Origin of the sequence: Bradyrhizobium sp. Leaf396 (assembly GCF_001424605.1) — a bacterium.
GTDB classification, from domain to species: domain Bacteria; phylum Pseudomonadota; class Alphaproteobacteria; order Rhizobiales; family Xanthobacteraceae; genus Bradyrhizobium; species Bradyrhizobium japonicum_C.
In genome coordinates this window covers 13,049-31,895 of the sequence record NZ_LMQJ01000013.1, presented here as the reverse complement: position 1 = coordinate 31,895, position 18,847 = coordinate 13,049, and the positions used below count along the sequence as shown (strand labels likewise).

General features: G+C 58.6%; 16 protein-coding genes and 1 pseudogene. 16 read left to right on the top strand and 1 reads right to left on the bottom strand.

Annotated features, from left to right (window positions below; all coding sequences use genetic code 11):
* The first annotated feature begins 738 nt into the window (after positions 1 to 738).
* The 13 genes and pseudogenes from ASG57_RS37800 to ASG57_RS15130 all read left to right on the top strand — a co-directional run bounded on the left by ASG57_RS37800 (position 739) and on the right by ASG57_RS15130 (position 12,549).
* Positions 739 to 1,212: a hypothetical protein gene (locus ASG57_RS37800; protein WP_156402700.1), complete on the top strand. Its 474-nt coding sequence runs from the start codon at positions 739 to 741 to the stop codon at positions 1,210 to 1,212.
* A 77-nt stretch (positions 1,213 to 1,289) separates the two neighbouring features.
* On the top strand, positions 1,290 to 1,577 hold the full coding sequence (locus ASG57_RS37795; protein WP_156402699.1) for a hypothetical protein: 288 nt from the start codon (positions 1,290 to 1,292) through the stop codon (positions 1,575 to 1,577).
* A 301-nt stretch (positions 1,578 to 1,878) separates the two neighbouring features.
* Complete coding sequence (locus tag ASG57_RS15180; protein WP_230646672.1) at positions 1,879 to 3,303, top strand: TolC family protein; 1,425 nt, start codon at positions 1,879 to 1,881, stop codon at positions 3,301 to 3,303.
* 14 nt (positions 3,304 to 3,317) lie between these two features.
* Entirely contained in the window at positions 3,318 to 4,691 is a 1,374-nt protein-coding gene (locus tag ASG57_RS15175) for a multicopper oxidase family protein (protein WP_057196696.1), read from the top strand.
* 48 nt (positions 4,692 to 4,739) lie between these two features.
* A complete protein-coding gene (locus ASG57_RS15170) occupies positions 4,740 to 5,225 on the top strand; it encodes a cupredoxin domain-containing protein (protein ID WP_057196695.1) in 486 nt (161 codons plus the stop codon).
* Complete coding sequence (locus ASG57_RS15165; RefSeq protein WP_502690791.1) at positions 5,225 to 5,539, top strand: copper-binding protein; 315 nt, start codon at positions 5,225 to 5,227, stop codon at positions 5,537 to 5,539. The genes ASG57_RS15170 and ASG57_RS15165 overlap by 1 nt, the downstream gene beginning before the upstream one ends.
* 81 nt (positions 5,540 to 5,620) lie before the next feature.
* Positions 5,621 to 5,926: a copper-binding protein gene (locus tag ASG57_RS15160; protein ID WP_057196694.1), complete on the top strand. Its 306-nt coding sequence runs from the start codon at positions 5,621 to 5,623 to the stop codon at positions 5,924 to 5,926.
* An 87-nt stretch (positions 5,927 to 6,013) separates the two neighbouring features.
* Positions 6,014 to 7,003, top strand: a complete 990-nt coding sequence (locus ASG57_RS15155; protein ID WP_057196693.1) for an FkbM family methyltransferase — start codon at positions 6,014 to 6,016, stop codon at positions 7,001 to 7,003.
* A complete protein-coding gene (locus tag ASG57_RS15150) occupies positions 7,000 to 7,686 on the top strand; it encodes a GNAT family N-acetyltransferase (RefSeq protein ID WP_057196692.1) in 687 nt (228 codons plus the stop codon). The genes ASG57_RS15155 and ASG57_RS15150 overlap by 4 nt, the downstream gene beginning before the upstream one ends.
* Positions 7,683 to 9,547 (top strand): annotated as a pseudogene (locus tag ASG57_RS15145) (multicopper oxidase domain-containing protein). Before ASG57_RS15150 ends, ASG57_RS15145 begins: the two are co-directional and overlap by 4 nt.
* A gap of 464 nt (positions 9,548 to 10,011) precedes the next feature.
* Positions 10,012 to 11,199, top strand: a complete 1,188-nt coding sequence (locus ASG57_RS15140; RefSeq protein WP_082528976.1) for an OpgC family protein — start codon at positions 10,012 to 10,014, stop codon at positions 11,197 to 11,199.
* Entirely contained in the window at positions 11,196 to 11,948 is a 753-nt protein-coding gene (locus ASG57_RS36735; protein ID WP_162250058.1) for a class I SAM-dependent methyltransferase, read from the top strand. The genes ASG57_RS15140 and ASG57_RS36735 overlap by 4 nt, the downstream gene beginning before the upstream one ends.
* Before the next feature lie 4 nt (positions 11,949 to 11,952).
* Positions 11,953 to 12,549, top strand: a complete 597-nt coding sequence (locus tag ASG57_RS15130) for a c-type cytochrome (RefSeq protein WP_063817233.1) — start codon at positions 11,953 to 11,955, stop codon at positions 12,547 to 12,549.
* Positions 12,550 to 12,651: 102 nt separating this feature from the next.
* Here the strand turns inward: ASG57_RS15130 and ASG57_RS15125 are convergent, their stop codons facing one another.
* Positions 12,652 to 13,056: a DUF305 domain-containing protein gene (locus tag ASG57_RS15125; protein WP_057196690.1), complete on the bottom strand. Its 405-nt coding sequence runs from the start codon at positions 13,054 to 13,056 to the stop codon at positions 12,652 to 12,654.
* Positions 13,057 to 13,610: 554 nt separating this feature from the next.
* On the opposite strand from ASG57_RS15125, the gene ASG57_RS15120 reads away from it, so the two are divergent.
* The 3 genes from ASG57_RS15120 to ASG57_RS15110 are packed head-to-tail and all read left to right on the top strand — an operon-like array spanning position 13,611 to position 18,235.
* Complete coding sequence (locus tag ASG57_RS15120; protein ID WP_057196689.1) at positions 13,611 to 15,056, top strand: calcium-binding protein; 1,446 nt, start codon at positions 13,611 to 13,613, stop codon at positions 15,054 to 15,056.
* A gap of 42 nt (positions 15,057 to 15,098) precedes the next feature.
* Entirely contained in the window at positions 15,099 to 16,931 is a 1,833-nt protein-coding gene (locus ASG57_RS15115; protein WP_063817232.1) for a type I secretion system permease/ATPase, read from the top strand.
* Positions 16,928 to 18,235 carry an HlyD family type I secretion periplasmic adaptor subunit gene (locus ASG57_RS15110; RefSeq protein ID WP_502686905.1) on the top strand — a complete coding sequence of 436 codons (1,308 nt, stop codon included), beginning with the start codon at positions 16,928 to 16,930 and terminating at the stop codon, positions 18,233 to 18,235. The genes ASG57_RS15115 and ASG57_RS15110 overlap by 4 nt, the downstream gene beginning before the upstream one ends.
* The last annotated feature ends 612 nt before the right edge of the window (positions 18,236 to 18,847 follow it).

Genomic DNA, 18,847 nt, shown 5'->3' with positions numbered 1-18,847 from the left:
CAATCTCGGCCGCGCCAGGCCGAAGTATCGCGGCCGATCAGCGCAGACATACGAAGACATCGCCGTTACGTGAAATCTCCGCCTTGCATTGCAGTGATCATCACCAAGCGCTCGATCTTGCTCTTCTTTCAGTGCGACCACGCGGCATCCAATCAGCAAGAAGGATTCTCGAACTCGATCATGGTGGGCGCGGCCACGACTTCGGGCGGTCCTGTGCCGTCACCCACCATGATCCGGGGTTGGGACCCCCGCTTCAGCAGGAGGCGTTTCTGCTGAAGTTCGCCGAACCGACCATCTCACCTTTTCCCAGCTTGAACGCCTTTCGAGGCGCTCAGCTTTGCCCCCCTGTACCCCAGAAGGGTATAATCCTTGCCCCCTCTCTTCAAGAGCTTCCCGATGCGAACGAGAGGCGCACGCTCCTAAAAGGCCACGGTTGGGAGGGATCACGATCAAGCGCCGTCGAGGCGAGGAGCAGAAGACGTTTTGCGGACAATTGGTCCCCTCAACGGTTGTAGATACGCAAAAACCTCAAAAGCCTTGACTGGCAGGACGCCTCGCGCCCGGAACAATTGAGAGAAGCCGTCCGCAGACGTGCCGCCAGGCGGTTTAAACCAATAAGCCACACCGAGGCTAAACTTCGCGTTTTCCAATTCGTCCGGCTTGGCATGAACTATAATTTGGTGCAAATATCCCCGCTGGGTAGTCTCAGAGAACCGTCTTGCAGACGAATCGGCCTTAATGCTGACGCTTGTGACCAAATCTTTTCGCGCAAGAGCAGCTTGGCTGCTCGCGATTTTCTATGTGATTTGCGTCCTGTCGCCAGCTCTTGCGGTCGCTATGGACGCAGGACGAAACATCGCTTGCCTCGTCGACGAAGATCAGCATTCTGGCGCCTCTCACATCCATTCCGTTCAATCCGCAAGTGTGCATCACGTTGATGCGGAGAGCGATATTGCGCAGCGGGCCGGCGTTGGGTTGAAAGCTGCTTCGTCGGAGGTGGCGGGCGAAGCATCGGGGGCCGCGCACGGCTCGGGTGATACCCACAAACATCACAGCAATCAGTGCTGTGGCGTGTCATGCGTGAGTGCCCTGCCTGCGGCCTTGGCCGAAATCGGTCAGCCCGCTATTCCCCCTGCGCAGCATCAATCTCTGCTTGTGCAAGTTTTGGGAACTGCGGCTTCCAAGCCGCTCTACCGCCCGCCAATCGCCTGAACTGAAGGTCCGAAACTCGCGAAGCGAGCCCATAGGGCTCGCGCCGCAGTCGCGCATCATCAGTTCAGGAGAATCATATGGCCGCCGGATCAGGTGCGCCGTTCGCCGGAATGGCGAATGCGGCTCGCTTACGTAAATTCGTGCTCATGTCTGCGCAAATGATGCTGATCGGTGCTGGCCTTTCCGGGTGCGCCGTTCCGTTGCGCGAAGGGTTTGGTTCGCAGGAGGGGCTGATATCGCCCGATCACCGAGCCATGCTGGCTTCAGCACAGGACGCAGCCGTTCAAAGGCAAAGCCAGAGCACAACATGCATGGTGGAATTCAAGCGAGGCAACGAGGGAAAAAGATGCGTAATGGGGGGATAGGCCGCGCCGCCTGGCCAAGCAGGAGCGCGAGCAAAGTGACGGGCAATCGAATCGCGGCCGCAAGCCTGGTTCTAAGCCTTGCTGTTCTGGGGGGATGTACGCCACCGCCTTATTTGCTCGCCGGTTCTGACCCGGCCGATCCTGCTGTTCCAGTGGCTGGGACGGGCTACCGCTCGACGGTCGCGCCTTACACGCACCTTCGGCCGGCCGCTCCAAAGGGCTGGCAGGAGCAGAACCAACAAGTCGCGCCAACGCCGAAGCGGGCTCAATAGGAGAAGCGATGTTGACCCGATCAAATCCGATGCATGTTCGTCGTGCGATGCCGATCCTTTCCGCGGTTGCCGGCGCGCTGCTGCTTTCCGGATGTGCCGCCTTTTCGCCGGATGCCGGCATGTCCGTCGTCGCAGATGTGGCGCAGCAGACCATCAAGAAAGACGTCGTTGCGATCCGCTCGGCGGAAGACGCAGAATGGGCAAATAACGCCGTCCGCCGGCTGTTGCGGCGCGGCCTCACCGTGGACAGCGCCGTTCAAATCGCCTTGTTGAACAATCGTGGATTGCAGGCGGCCTATAATGAGCTCGCGATCGCAGAGGCGGATCTTGTTCAGGACAGCCTGCCTCCTAATCCCACGTTCTCGATTAGCCGGATCGCTGGCGATGGAGCAGTCGAAATCGAGCGACAAATCGTCGGCGACATTTTAGCGCTTGCGACATTGCCGTTCCGCTCCGAAATCGCACGCCAACGTTTTCAGGCTGCACAACTGCGAGCCGCCGAAGAAACGCTGCGGCTCGCGGCGGAAGTCAGACGGGCCTATTATCGGGCGCTCGCTGCAAACGAGCTTGTCGGTTTGTTCACCGATGCAAAATCCACGGCTGAAGCAACCGCACAGCTCGCGCTTAAGCTTGGCGAGACAGGGGCGATGAACAAGCTCGACCAGGCCCGCGAACAGGCGTTCTATGCCGAAACTGCGGCAGAGCTGGCAACCCTTCGCCAAGAGGCGATATCATCGCGCGAACGCTTGGCGCGGCTATTAGGATTGTGGAACGGCGATCTGGGCTTTCACTTGCCGGGTAAGCTGCCTATCTTACCAGCGCGACCCTTCTCCCTGCCGTTTATCGAAGTTGATGCCGTCACGCATCGCCTCGATCTTCAGATTGCACGGATTGAACTGGCGGCTTTGGCAAAATCTCTTGCGCTGACGAATGCGTCACGTTTCATCACGGTTCTTGATGCTGCAGGCATCGACCGTAAGACGCGTGATCCCGAGGGAACTCCGTTCCGGGAACGTGGCTTTGACGTTCAGTTCCAAATTCCGATCTTCGACGGCGGCGAGGTGCGTGTTCGACGTGCGCTCGCGACGTACAATGAAGCGTTCAATCTGTTGACGGAAAGAGCCGTCAATGTCCGCTCCGAAGCACGAGAAGCCTATCGTATCTACCGGTCGAGCTACGATATCGCCGGCCATTATCAGCGCGAGGTCTTGCCGCTCCGGAACATCATCTCAGATGAGATGCAGCTCCGCTTCTCGAGCATGCAAGTCGATATTTTCACGGTTCTGCAAGAGGCGCGCCAGCGCCTGGTCGCAATGCGGGCCGCGATCGAAGCCAAACGCGAGTTTTGGCTGGCAAAGGCCGAACTACAGACGGTCGTCAATGGTGGGGGCGGTGGAGAGGCGCGTCGGCAGACTCGTCCTTCCATCACGCAAGCGAACGCAGCTACCAACTGAGTGGAGACAAGGTCATGCTATCCCGAAGAGGTCTTTTGACGGCGAGCGCCGCGATCAGCGCCAGCGCTATCAGCGGGCGAGTTCAAGCCGCGAGCATCCCCGAGGCGCCGATCATGGACAAGGCGGTGATGCAGCCGCCGCTGCGTCCCTCGACTGGGCCCGACTATAATCCCGTCGTCACTCTCAACGGCTGGACTTTGCCTTGGCGCATGAACGGCGACTGGAAGGAATTTCATCTGGTCGCCGAGCCGGTCGTCCGTGAATTTGCCGAGGGAATGAAGGTCCACTTATGGGGCTATAACGGTCAATCGCCGGGCCCCACCATTGAGGCCGTCGAAGGCGACAAGCTGCGCATTTTCGTCACGAACAAACTGCCGGAACAGACGACCATCCATTGGCACGGTGTGCTTCTGCCCAACGGCATGGACGGCGTTGGTGGACTCAATCAGCCCCACATTCCCCCGGGCAAGACCTTCGTGTACGAGTTCCAGATGAAGCACAGCGGGACGTTCATGTATCATCCGCATTCGGACGAAATGGTCCAGATGGCGATGGGCATGATGGGAATGATCGTGGTGCATCCGCGCGATCTCAGCTTCCGTCCCGTCGACCGCGACTTTGTGTTCATCATGAGCACCTATCTCGTCGATCCCGGCACCTACCTGCCGAAGATCACGGAAATGACCGACTTCAATATGTGGACATGGAACAGTCGGGTGTTTCCGGGCATCGATCCGCTGGCCGTGCGGCTCAACGACAAGGTGCGGGTTCGAATCGGCAACCTCACCATGACGAACCATCCCATTCACCTTCACGGGCATAGTTTCTCCGTGAGCTGCACGGATGGCGGCTGGGTGCCCGAAAGCGCGCAGTGGCCTGAAACCACCATCGATGTACCGGTCGGTGCCATCCGCGCGTTCGATGTTGTCGCTGACAATCCTGGCGACTGGGCATTTCACTGCCACAAATCGCATCACACCATGAACGCGATGGGGCACGATGTGCGCAATTTGATCGGCGTATCGAAAAAGGAACTCGCAAGAGCCGTCGGAAAGCTCGCTCCCGATGCAATGGTGATGGGATCGACCGGCATGGCAATGGGCGAAATGGAGATGCCTATGCCCGATAATACCCTGATGATGATGACCGGCTCTGGCCAATTCGGCCCGATCGAGATGGGCGGCATGTTCACTGTCATGAAGATCCGCGAAGACCTGGCGCGAGATGATTACGCCGACCCGGGCCCCTACAAATATCCTGCGGGCACCGTTTCCTATGAGGTCGACGCACCATCGCAGCAACCTGTGCGCAGGGACAAACCGGCGGGGGCTGCGAAGGAGGGCGACATGAAGGCAATGAAAGGCATGAAGGGAATGAAAGGCATGTAGTCTTCAGGAAACGACGGCCGCTTCGACCCACACTAGAGGAACAAGATCATGAAACACACCACGCTCTCTCTGATCGCTTTTGCTGCATTGACATCCATCTCCACCATCGCTTGGGCCGGCGCAGGCCCCAAGGGCCACAGCCACGACGATTCGTTTTCGGCCGGCGAACCGGGCGACCCCCAGAAGCCGGCGCGCGTCGTGCAGATCACGATGGGTGAAACGGACGGGAAAATGATGTTCATGCCGATGAAGATCGAAGTCAAGAAAGGCGAACAACTCAAGTTCGTCCTGCGCAATAACGGAGAGCTGGACCACGAACTCGTGCTTGCGACGACGGCCGAAAACCTCAAGCACGCCGAAGCCATGAAAAAGACTCCCGACATGGAGCACGACGATCCGAACGCGAAGCGGCTCGCGCCGAAGAAGGCCGACGAGATGGTTTGGAAGTTCACCAAATCGGGCGAGTTCGAATATTCCTGCCTGATTCCTGGGCATCGGGAGTCCGGCATGGTCGGCACTGTGACCGTGAAGTAATGGACCTCATCAAAGTCGAAAAAATGAAACTTTTGCAAATCGCCGTCATCTTCGCCTCGATTGTCGCGTCCAAGGCTGCATTCGCCCAGAACGCGATGGTCAAGGGCGAGGTGAAAAATATCGATGAAGCCGCGGGAAAGATCACGCTCAAGCACGGGGCGATCAAGAACCTCGAAATGGACGCAATGACGATGGTGCTGCGCGTCAGCGATCCCGGCATGTTGAAGAATTTGAAGATTGGCGACAAAGTCAAATTCGAAGCCGAACGTGGCCAGCAGGGAGTGACGATCACGAAGATGCACAAGTCGAAATAGGCAACTCTGGCGCTGAGGAGACGTGAAACGACCGGACGCGTCAAACGTGAATGCAGAGCAAACCGAACGAAGGAGTTGAAAATGAAGCCAAACAAGTTCGCAATCACCGCCCTTGCACTGTCACTCGCATGGTCGTCAACTGGCGCGCTTGCGCAGACCGCGATGGTCAACGGCGAAGTCAAGAAGATTGATGAGGCCGCGGGGAAGATCACTCTCAAGCATGGTCCAATCAAGAACCTCGATATGGACGATGACGGGATGACGATGGTCTTCCGTGTCAAGGATTCATCGATGCTCAAGCAGGTGAAGGTCGGTGACAAGGTCCAGTTTGAAGCTGAACGGGCGTCAGGTGGCATTACCATCACCAAGATGCAGAAAGCTAAATGAACGTCTGCCGGTGCCGCGCCTAAACGGATGCGGCACCGGTATCGGTTGCACGCATGCGCGACTATCTCCCTCTCGCAAGGAGCAACTGTGCCGCCTCCGTCCAACGGTTTAGCAAAGCTTGCGCAACAGGCGCCGCCACTCGTATTTGATCGTGCCAGCGGCCAACTGACGGGCGCAAGCCCGCTTGTTCGTGCTGCGGTCAGCGCGTTGCAGGCCGGATCGGCTGCGACGAAGGCGATGGGGCACCGCGGGTATGGCGTCGGGTGCCGAGTTGTCGGATCGGTCATGGCACCCCGCGAACTCCTCGTGCGATTGAACGAGGATGCGCTTTTTGCAATGCCTTTCTGCGACGCATACTGGAGCAGACTGCTCAATTGCAGCTACGATTATGAACGAGAGATCGAGGCGTTTCTGAGTGCCGCTTGTCAGGATCACTACACCTTGCTGGATTGCGGCGCCAATTTTGGTTACTGGTCCGTTCTTGCCACGAGCCGCCCGTTCGGCGCTCAGCAGGCGATTGCCATCGAGGCATCCAGCTCGAATGCCGAGCGTTTGAAACGCAACGCCGAGCTCAATGGGAATCGCTTTCGCTATCTGCATGCCGCCCTCGGCGGCCGAAGCGGCGAGATTGTGCGTGTCGCGGGCGCCAAGCACGAAAAGTTTGCAACCGTTCCGCTCACGCAATCAGAGCCAGGGTGCGTTGAGACTGTGTCGCTCGATGGGTTAGCCGAGGCAGGGCTGATCGATGCCTCAGGGCCGCTTGTCATCAAGCTGGACGTCGAAGGCGTCGAGATCGAGGCTTTGCGCGGCGGGCAAGGTCTGCTCAAAACTGATTGTGTCGTGATTTGCGAAGAGCATGGCTCCGATCGGACGCATGCGGTTTCGCGCTATCTCGCAGAAGAGACCTCGCTCAAGCGCTACATATTCGATGAGGAGAATGGCGTTTTCATGCAGCTTGAAGAGCTCGACGGTCTCGCACGAATCAAGAAGCATCCTTGGGTCGGATACAACGTCTTCGCCACGGCCAGCAAACGCTGGCGCGAAAGGCTGCTATCGGCGAGGTGGACATCCAAATGACCAAGCCGGACGACACCCGTTCGCAGCCACAATGCGCCGGTATTGCAGGGCCAGGCAGCGCTATTTTCGTGCGGAGGGCGCATATTTCTGACTGTTCAGCCATCGCGCAGCTGGCTCATGCGGCCAGCGGGGACGTGATTGAATTCATTCTGGGAGGCTTGGGTCAGAGATCGGCCGCGCTGAATGTTTACCGCCAGATGGTGTGCGAGCCCGGCGGCATCTTCTCGTTCGAACGATGCGTGGTCGCACTCTCCGGAAGCACCGTTGTGGGAATGGCGAACGCGTTTCCGGCGAGTCTGCTTCGTAACGAATACCCCGTTCCTAATCCGACCAGCCGCGACTTGCTGCTCCAACCCCGGTTCGAACTGAACGATTGGTCGAGCTATCTCCTCAACAACATCAGCGTTCTGAGGGATTGTCGACGAGCGGGCGTGGGAACCGCCTTGCTGAACGCGGTCGTTCGCGATGCGAGACGTGAGAAGCACGCCTCTTTGACGCTTCACGTCTGGGCGGACAACGAAGGTGCCGTCGCATTCTACCGCAGGTTTGGCTTTCGCCAACGTGGCCGCGCGCCGATTCCGTGGCATGTCGATTTGCCCCACGAGGGCGGAAGTTTGCTCATGAAGCTACCGCTACGCGCTCTCCCTAATGTGCCCTTTTTCCAAAACGAGGATCACGCGTGATCGCTCTTCCCTACGACTACTTCCTGATCGCTTGGTTCGCGCTCTCGTTTGCGTCCACCGCGTTCGTCGCCTTCGATCAATTCAACGGCAATCCCGAGCCGACGGTGATGAAGTGGGGTTTCATCCTGGTCACGCTCTATATGGGTCCGTTTGGACTGGTGCTCTACGTGCTTGCGGACAAGGAGCCGCGTCCGGGCGAGCACGAGCACTTCACTTCGCCGCTGTGGAAGCAAGGCGTCGGCAGTACGATCCACTGCGTAGCTGGCGATGCGACCGGTATCATTCTGGCGGCCGCCATCACGGCATCTATGGGACTGCCGATGTGGATCGACCTGATCGTCGAGTACCTCGCCGGCTTCTCCTTCGGCCTGTTCATTTTCCAATCGCTCTTCATGAAGAAAATGATGGGGGGCACCTACTGGGACAACGTCCGCAAGAGTTTCATGCCCGAATTCATCAGCATGAACGCCATGATGGCCGGCATGGCGCCGACGATGAGCCTGCTGATGATGGGCCGGGACATGCGCGCGATGGACCCCCTCGAATTGATCTTCTGGGCCGTGATGTCGCTTGGCGTCATGGTCGGATTTGCGACGGCCTATCCTTTCAACGTCTGGATGGTAAAGAAAAAGATCAAGCACGGCCTGATGACCGAGCGGGATGACGGCCGGCAGGGCAGCGGTCAGCGTCATGAAGGGCACGGAGGGGCAGCGGCGCCATCGGCCGGACATGGGCAGCAAGGCGCTGGACACCAGATGGCCAGCGAGGCCACGACACCTCAACTGGCAGCGCTCGCAGGCGTCACAGCGTTCTTATTTCAGGAATGGTTATCCCCGGTTTCTCGGTCAATCTTCGGCTCAGCGCGCGCGACGTCAACGGCTCCATCATGCCTCCCGGTATGATCGACACGTTCGATCTTTCCGGGGAAGCAATGAGAGAAATGGCTGCCGTCAAGCCTTCGCAAGTGACCTACGTCGCCTCGAAGGACGCCAAAGGAGATCAACTCCTTCAGCCGCGTGTGGAAAATGGCATCAAGGTCTTCGACATCGAAGCATCCGTCATTCGCTGGAATATTCTTCCCGAGGTTGCGGCTGAGGCCTACGCGTATAACCGGCAGGTCCCGGGACCGCGCCTGCAGTTGACTGAGGGCGACCACGTGCGGATCAATGTCCGCAACTTGCTTCCGGAGGGCACGACGATCCATTGTCACGGGCTGATCGTCCCGAACGAAATGGACGGGCCGGCAAAAATCACTCAAGATCCGGTGCCGCCTGGCTGCTCGTTCACCTACGAGTTCGAGGTTGGGCAGAGCGGTACATATTTCTACCATAGCCACGATCATCCGGACCGGCAACAGGCGTTGGGCCTCTACGGTGCGCTACTCATCTCGCCAAAAGATCCTTCGATGGAAGTGGAAGCTGACCAAGATTACACCATACAGCTGCAAGAATGGCTGAAGCGGGAATGGCTGACCTATCCGGCCATGCTGATGGAGGGAGCGCTACCGAATTACTTCACGATCAACGGCAAGGCTTATCCCTCCACTGACACGATCACCATGAAAGTGGGTGAGACGATCAAGCTTCGCTTCATCGGTACGAACAACAACTTCGTGCATCCGATGCATGTCCACGGCGGACCGTTCGAAGTCGTGGCGGTCGACGGCGTCAACCTCAAAGATAGCGCTCGCTATCAGGCCGACACGGTGAATGTTGGTCCGGGTCAACGTTACGACGTGGTCTGGACGGCAAGGCGGCCGGGCAAATGGCTCGTTCATTGTCATATCCCGCATCATACCGCCAACAACAATGTGGAACAGCATGGCGGCGGCGGATCGACGCTGGTTCTCGACGTGCGATAGGCCAATGACTAACCGTCAAATCAAGTCGACGGAACAGGACATGCCGACGTGCATCGGCGATGGCCTGCGCTGTTATCGGAGGTACCCGAACAGTATCGCAGCCTGGCCTGGCTCCAAAGGTGAGCGCAGGCAAGGCGACGCAAGTTCACCTCTTGATGGCTTGCGCGCAGATGTGCCGCATCGCCGCACGCTCATGCGCCATAGATCGCCTTATCCCCGCGCGCGTTCCCGAAGAGTGCGCTGCGACTTTGCTCCGAGCAGCGGAAAGGAATTGCAATGCGCCAGCAAAATGGAGGAATGCGTCGAAGCTGGTCGGTTTTGCTCAGGACGCTGTCAGGTGATCGCGATCCAATGCGGGGAGCCAACGATCAATCCGCTCACGGCAATGCGACCGAAGTCATGAACGCCTGCTGCGGACGTCGCCCCGGGACCTGGTCCGGATTCCACGCGCCACGATGAATTACATGACGAAGATCACGACACCGGAGGACCATGGGCCTGCTACCAAGACGCCCGCGAGGGACGGCCGTGACTTGAGGCTCGACCTTTTTCGAGGGCTTGCCAACTGGGCGATCTTTCTCGATCACATCCCGAACAATGCAGTGGCATGGCTGACGACCAGGAATTACGGCTTTAGCGATGCTGCCGACCTGTTTGTCTTCATCTCCGGCTACACGGCAGCCCTGGCTTACTCCAAACCCATGCGCCGCGATGGCTTTTGGGCAGGTGCAGTCAAGTTAATGCGGCGCGTCTGGCAAATCTATGTGGCGCACATTCTCCTGTTCGTTGTCTACGTCGCGGCGATCGGCTGGGTCGCGCAAACCTATCGTCACTCGCACCTTTTGGACGAATTCAATGTTGCCGGGCTCATCGCCAACCCGATTGGGTATCTCACCGCGGGGCTGCTGCTCAAGTTCAAGCCGTTGAACATGGACGTGTTGCCGCTCTATATCGTCTTGATGGCATTTTTTCCCGTAGTGCTGCGCGCGATATTGGCGTTGCCCAACGCCACGCTCCTCTGCTCGCTTGGCCTGTATTTTCTTGCACCCTTGCTTGGCTGGAATCTGCCCGCTTGGCCCGAGGGCGTCTGGTATTTCAATCCTTTCGCCTGGCAGCTCCTGTTCGTGCTTGGCGCGTGGAGCGCTCTTGGGGGAGCGACGCAAGCGGGCTGGTTGTTAACCTCTCCGGCGGCGCTGGGCGTCTGTATCCTTTACCTGGTCTTCGCACTGATCGTGGCGCTGCCGCAAAATTTGGGGATGCAATCATCCGCGCTCGCCTCGGTGTCGAATGGCTTGGCCATAGACGACAAAACCAATCTTGCTCCCTCACGTCTTCTGCATTTTATGGCCTTGGCCATCCTGACTGTTCACCTCGTACCTCGCCGCAGCCGCTGGCTTGGCAGTCCAGTCCTGCGTCCCATGCTGCTCTGCGGGCGCCATTCGCTCGAGGTCTTCTGTGTCGGTATCTTCCTGTCGTTCGTCGGCCATTTCCTGCTCGAACTGATCTCCGATTCTTTGCCTATGCAGCTCGCTGTGAGCATCGGCGGTATCGCGATTCTCATTGCAGTCGCCTGGCTGAGATCATGGTCGCCCAAGGATTCGCGGAACCCTTCAGGTCCGGATCCTTCCAGCGCCGACGCAAGACGACAATGACGGAACATGCCGCAGGAAGGCGGACAATCGGAGCCTCGATCTCAGGATGGCTGAAGAGCGCAGTTTTTCGGGTGCGCGTCGGCGCCGCGCGCTTGATATACAACCGCATACTTCTGTCCATGGTGACCGATGTTGAGTGGTGCTCTCGCCTATACCCCTTGCTTGATTCCGATTTTGGCGAGCAGGTGCTGATCGTCGGGCCGCAGAGCTTTGCGGCGGCATTGTCCTTCGCAAGGCGCCACCCAGATGTCTGCTTTGTTGCAGTCGAGCCGCACGAAAGTCGACGGTACGCGCGCTCTGCGCGGCGCCGAGACCTCAACAATGTCAACCTTATTGAAGTGCCCGCGAACGCGGAGCTTCCATTCACGGACGAGGCATTCGATACGATCGTCTGCAATTTCGCCCTGCATAGCCTGGTGCCGGTAAATAAAATTGCGCTGCTGCGGGGCCTTACACCTCTTTTGCGCCAGGGCGGTCGTCTCCACGTCGTCGAGTTGGTCCGGCCAGCTGCGAGCCGAGAAGCCAAGATGCTCGGCTTTGCGGCGGTGCTCTGGGGAACTGAAGCTGTTGCACCGCATTTTGATGACACCTGGCGCAGCTGCCTGTCGCTGGCCGGGTTGCGAGCACTGGCGCCGGACCGGTCGTTTTCGATCGTCGCGGGCAGGATTTCGGTCGTGGTGGCCAGTCGCAAGCGTCCTGGCTCTAAATCAATAAGAGACCCCAAAAGAGAACCCAAAGATAAGGATTGATATAGTGAGAAAACTCTTACTCGCGGCGGCTCTGCTTGTCAGCGGCATTGCAATAGGAGCGATCGTGTTCATCACGTCAGGGACATATGACATCGGAGCCGACACACCTCACTGGGCGCTGACGCGGCAGATCATGGAGCTCACGCGCGAGCGCTCCATCGCGGCTCGCACCGCCTCTCTGACCTCACCTGATCTTTCCGACGAGCAAGGAATACTCAAGGGTGCCGGACAGTATGCCGCAATGTGCGCGAACTGTCATTCGGAGCCCGGCAAGCCTGATACAGAGTTAGGAGAAGGGCTCTATCCTAAACCGCCCAGCCTGTCCGAAACGAGTCTGGATGCAAAAGCGATATTTTGGGTGACAAAACATGGAATCAAGATGACGGGGATGCCTGCCTGGGGACGCTCCCATGATGACGCCACGATCTGGAACATCGTCGCCTTCGTGGTTAAACTGAAGGGCATGTCCAGCGCTCAATACCAGGAGATCATCGCGAAAGCTCCGCCCGACGATGACATGGAGAACATGCCCAACATGCGTCAGCAAAACACGCCCAAATCATCTTCCGAGGCAAACAAGCCGGCTGGGCACCAACACTGACTACGCAGCGGTGCAAGCGAGGCTAGTCGCTTGCACCGCGTTTCAGCCCATGGCCAAGGCTCTCGTTCGAACCAAGAGTCATTCGAGCTGAGATCCTACTGCCTAGCCTTTTTTGTCCTCTTTTTTGTCTTCCTTTTTCATTTTCGCCTGAAGCTCTTTCAGATCCTTCTCATTCTGCTGGATTGTCTTGCGCGCCTCTTTGGCGGTTTCACCGTCCTTTGTGTTCTTGAGAAGGGCCTCAGACATGTCAATCGCGCCCTGATGATGCGCGGCCATGCCCTTCATCCATGCCATCTCAGGGTCGGCGTCCATCATCCCCTGCATCATGGACTTGTTCATCTTGTCCATTGCAGACATAGCGTCTTTCTGAAATGGGTTCATATTCTTGTCCGACATGCCCTGCATGGATCCGCCGGACGGCGTGGTTTGCGCCTGCTGTGCGACCGCCGGGAGGCTCCCCACGACCAGCAATGTCGCGGCAAATGCAAACTGACCAAGCTTTTTCATCCTAAGTTCCTCGTTTTGGTGTTTAGATTTCGACACCCGCGTGAACGATCCTATATGGCCCTGGTTCCTGACCAAGCGAGCCACGCCAGTTACAGGCCAGACGACCTCCCAGCTACGGTCACCCAGCGGTGGCCGCATCGAGCAAGGCCGGACGCAGCGACAATCAGGACGCTGGCGCTCATTAGCCTTTGGGGGAAGAATTCCGGGCCGTCATTGCCTGGTGAACTGCGCGCGAAGGCGCCCGTTACTGGAAAGCCAATCGCGGCGCTCGACGGCTGCGCAGCCAGCGGCAATCCTCTCGGTAACTCCGGGGTTACCCTATCCCGTCCCTGTTCGCCGCTCTTTCTGCTCCAGGCGGCTCGGCAGCCCGGTCGACCAGCCACCAGGAGAGGGGAGCAGGTTAGGGGCTTCGGAATTGCTCTACTCTCCCAACAAAGTCTCTACCCATGCCGTCCGCCGTTTGGAACGTTTGAAGATAACCGCCGTTTGCAGGCTCGGAGCAGAGGATGCGGCGGTGCGCCGCAAGCTCCAGGGGCGTCAATTGGAGTACCGGCATGAGCAGAGTGGACCATAAACACGAGCACCGCGGCGATGACGATGCGCTGAATCGGAGCATCGATGACTATCAGCTCTATATCGGGGATGGCGGTTCCAACCGTTACTCCGGTTCGAGCAGTGATATGAACGTCGCGTTTGGGCGGGGTGGCAACGATCAATTGTCGGGCTCTTCGAAGGACGACGACCTGATCGGGGGAGCCGGCAACGATTTCCTCACGGGAGGCATGGGCGCCGATCACCTCGTCGGCGGCGCAGGCAACGACCGATTGATGGGTGGGGACCAAGCTGACATGCTGATGGGCGGTCCGGGCAACGATATCCTGAACGAAGGGCCCGGTCACGGCGATTTGGAAGGGGGGCCGGGCAACGACATCCTGACGGGCGGCTTGGGTGCCGATGCTTTCGTCATTTCGCCAGACAGCGGCAATGATATCATAAAGGATTTTCGCGCTGGCCCTGGAATGTTCGATCATATCGCAGTCATGAATCTCGAACCCGAGCAACTGCGTTTCGAAGACACCAAGGGGGGCGTGCTGATCAGTTGGGATACCAGCAAAGGAGACGGCTCTGTTCTGCTCGAAGGCGTCTACAAAAATGACCTGGCCCAAGATGACTTCATGTTTACCGACGAGCGTCACCTGCTCAATCCGGTTGACGAAAACGCACATCGTGTCACTGCTGAACATCTGGGAACGACGGGTGGTAATGAAGCTGGCCCCGGTCCGACAGGTGCTACAACCAGTCCATCATTCAACAGCGCTTTCGATGACAACAATGTAAAATTCGGAAGCGATGCTCAAAATGACACGCTTCTAGGCACCGCCAAGAACGACTTCTACTTTGGCTTGGCCGGCAACGATTATCTTTCCGGCGGAGCCGGCGACAATCACCTCGACGGCGGAGCCGGCAATGATTCCCTTGTCGGAGGACCTGGACAAGACGACCTGCGTGGCGGTGATGGGAATGACAAGCTTTACGGCGGCGCCATGGGCGACAGCTTGATGGGCGGGGCAGGCAACGATTACCTGAGCGGAGGTGCAGGGCACGACATGCTCGATGGGGGCATGGGCAACGACATCTACAATGGCGGTGCCGGCGCTGACGCGTTCATTGTCGCGCACGGCAGCGGCAACGATGTGGTCATCGGGGGCTTCGATCCAGGTCCCGGGGCGTTCGATCACATCGCATTCACTGACATCATGCCGAACGAAGTCACCGTGGCGGATTCCGCTTCGAACCACGGGGATGCCCATACAGGCGTGCTGGTTGCTTGGGGCGATGGGTCGATATTCCTGGAGGGGCTCGCCAAGAGCCAGATGGCTCAGGATGACTTCATGTTCAACGCCGTGGAAGGCGGGGCCTTCGTGCCCGATTCCCAAATCAGCACCGAGGGAAGCCGAATGCTGTTTCAGAACGGGCATCCCGATTGGCCCATGGCGTGAGGCTGTTCTCCTCCCCTCACGTCTCTCGTGGTGCGAGCCATCATGGCTCTGCATCACGAGGGTTTTTTTGAGAGACAGATGAGTGCGCAGGATTCTTCTTTGGCCTCAGGGCGCAGCGACGACAAGGAGACAAGCCGGCCACAGCTCGGGCCTGCGCTTGTCGGGATCGCCTTTCTAAGCGCGCTTGTTAGCGTCCTTTACCTGACCGGCTCGCTCTATATGCTCGAAGTCTATGATCGAGTCTTGCCGAGCCGTAGCATTCCCACCTTGATTGGCTTGAGCGCTATTGTTGCGGGGCTCTATATATTTCAGGGATTTTTCGACTTGATGCGTTCTCGGCTTCTTGTCCGACTGGCCGCGGTTGTGGACCTGGCTCTTCGCCGAAAGGTCTATGAAGCGGTGGTGCAGGCGCCTTTGAGACGGGCTTCGCGGGGCGAAGGGCTTCAGCCCTTGCGGGATCTCGATCAGATTCGATCCTTCTTGTCGAGCCCCGGACCGGCCACTCTGTTTGATCTCCCGTGGGTGCCAGTCTATGTCCTGCTATGCTTCGCCTTCCACTTCTGGATCGGGATGGTCGCCTCGATTGGCGCTATCTTGCTCCTTGCCTTGACACTGGCGACCGAGCTGTTGTCACGGCGACCAACACAGCGTTCGGCGAGCGCTGCAGCAGCAGCCATGGACTTGGCGGGAGCCACGCTAAGAAATGCTGAAGTGCTCCGAGCCCTTGGTATGGTGCCGCGCATGGCCGATCTTTGGGAGCAACGGCGCGATGCTCACGGCGGCAATTACGCGCGCGTGGCCGACGTGGCCGGCGGATTAGGAGCCATCACCAAGGTCATCCGTTTAGGCCTCCAGTCGGGCGTACTGGCTACAGGGGCCTGGCTGGTGGTCCAAGGCGAAGCAACCGGCGGCATCATGATTGCGAGCTCCATCCTGTTGGCCCGCGCACTCGCGCCGGTTGAGCTTGCGATCGCCAATTGGAAGGGCTTTGTTGCGGCACGCCAAAGCTGGAGCCGCTTGCGTGCCTTCCTGCTGCGCTCGCCTCAGAAACATCCGACCGTCATGCTGCCCCCGCCATCTCGCCAGATCAGTGTCGAATCGGTCAGCTTGGCGGCTCCCGGGGGGGAGCGCTTGTTGCTACGCGACGTTAATTTCTCCCTCTCTGCCGGACAGGTCTTGGCGGTCGTGGGACCATCGGGCGCGGGCAAGTCGTCACTCGCGCGCGCGCTTGTGGGAGTTTGGGAGGCAATAAGGGGCAGGATCAGGCTCGATGGCGCACCGCTGGATCAATGGTTGCCCGAGCAGCTCGGCCGTCACATAGGTTACCTGCCTCAGGACGTTGAGCTGTTCGAAGGCAGCGTTGCCCAGAATATCTCACGCTTTTTGCCTGATGCGCCCTCAGGGTCGGTGATCTCGGCTGCTGCGGCTGCCGGCGTCCACGACTTGATATGCTCTCTGCCTGATGGATACGATACCGAGATCGGACCGCGTGGGACGTCATTGTCGGCCGGCCAACGCCAGCGCATCGCACTGGCGCGCGCGCTTTTCGGCGATCCTTTTCTGGTCGTGTTGGATGAACCAAATTCCAGTTTGGACGCGGACGGCGAGGCTGCGCTGCTGGAGGCAATCCGGCGCGGGCGCGAAAAAGGGATCGCGTTCGTCATTATGGCCCATCGACAAACCGTCCTCGCGGTCGTGGATCTCATCCTTGTTCTCGGAGCCGGCCAAATGCGGGCGTTCGGCGCAAGAGACGAGGTGCTGAAGGCTTTGAGACAGGCAGATCCTTCTGACAAAGCTGAGCATCTGCCCCAAGGCACGCGAGCCCTTACCCCGCAATCGGGTGCATCGTTGCGGATCACTCGAGTGGGCACATGATGACCGGCTCCGCAGACCTCCATCGGTCGGTTCGTCGCCACTTGCTATTGAGCTTGGTGGGAGCTGCGCTGCTGCTGGGCGGCTTTGGTGGCTGGGCTACAACCGCCGAGCTCGCCGGCGCGGTCGTCGCATCAGGATCCTTGGTCGTCCGCTCCAGTGTCAAGAAAGTCCAGCATCCGACGGGCGGCGTCGTCGGAGAGCTACGTGCTCATGAAGGAGACGTCGTAAGCGCGGGAGACGTCCTGATCCGGCTTGACGAAACCGTAACGCGCGCAAATCTGGCCGCGGTCGAAAATAGCCTGATTGAACTTTACGTGCGGCAGGCGAGGCTAATTGCCGAACGCGATGCTGCCGACACAGTCGAGCAACCGTCCTCCTTGCGTGACTTTTCGGATGAGGCCAGAGCCGCCAAGGTGCTCGCTGGCGAGCGAAGATTGTTCGAGCTGCGGCAAGCCTCGCGCGCGGGACAAAAAGCCCAGCTTCGCGAGAAGATCGGACAAATCACAGAGCAGATCCAGGGCTTGAACGAGCAAATTGCCGGCAAAAAGCAAGAGGTCGAGCTGATCAACCGGGAGCTCGTCGGCGTGCGCGAGCTCTGGGCCAAAAGCCTCATTCCGATCCAGCGCATGACCGCGCTGGAACGTGACGCAGCACGCATCAAGGGAGAGCACGGCCAGCTGATGGCTTCGACCGCGGAAGCCAAGGGAAAGGTTTCCGAAATCCAGTTGCAGATCATCCAAGTCGACCAAGATCTTAGAAGTGAGGTTGCAAAGGAGCTTCGTGAAACGGAAGGCAAGATCGGAGAACTCGTTGAGAAACGCGTTGCAGCTCAGGATCAGCTAAATCGAATAGACATTCGATCGCCGCAAAGCGGCATTGTTCATCAGCTCTCGGTGCACACGATCGGAGGAGTTATCAGCCCAGGCGAGCAGCTGATGCTCATCGTGCCTCAAGCCGATGTTCTTGTAGTCGAGGCGAGAATTGCGCCAAAGGACATTGACGAGATCAGACTGCGACAGCCAGCGATCCTCCGCTTCACGGCCTTTAATCAGCGCACGACGCCCGAAGTCGGGGGCACTGTGACGCTGGTGGGCGCCGATGAAATCAATGATGAGAAGAGCGGCAAGTCGTACTTCAAGGTTCAAATCACACCGTCGCCAGAAGATTTGGACCGACTGAAACACGAGAAGCTCGTGCCCGGAATGCCCGTTGAAGCCTTCGTCCAAACGGCTTCCAGGACAGCCCTTTCGTATTTCGCAAAACCTATCAGCGATCAGCTTACTCGCGCCTTTCGCGAGCAATAAGCGCGAGGGTCGGATTGACGCGCTTCTTACAGAAAGACATCTTCGCTCTGCCCGAGGCACAACCGCTGCCTTGGACATCAGGCGCAGAGATTTCAATCGCCTTTCGGGTAGTCCTTGGTGACGGAGCGATCCCAGCCAGGGTAATGTTCACGGGTTCGCTTGCCAAGCGGCGGACTGAGAATGGTCAATCCGAGACCTGAGACCACGCTGCTCCAGGAACGCCGCTACCGTTGCCGCTCGACGCCCACGACGCTTGCAATGAGCCACACGCCGAAGATGACGACCACTAGCTGCAGCATCCGCGTCACGTCAGCGGTCGCGACAATTGCAACTGAGAGCGTCAGTGCTGGTCATTGTTGGCCATCGCATTCCTCATCCCGAAGGCGAGCCATATGAACATCAGAAACACGCCGATGCGGCATGCAGGAAGCGGGATTTCGGGGCAAAGAGATGCCTCGTGTTGAATCAGTCCAGAACGCGCTCCAGCTCGAGAGCCCATCCGATTGATCGTCTGCCCCCCATCGACTGCATCACCTCGAAAGAACGTGCGAATGAGGGGCTTTCCGCGGCAGCGGGTCAGTACAAGAACTGGCATCGCGGCGACTTCTTCCA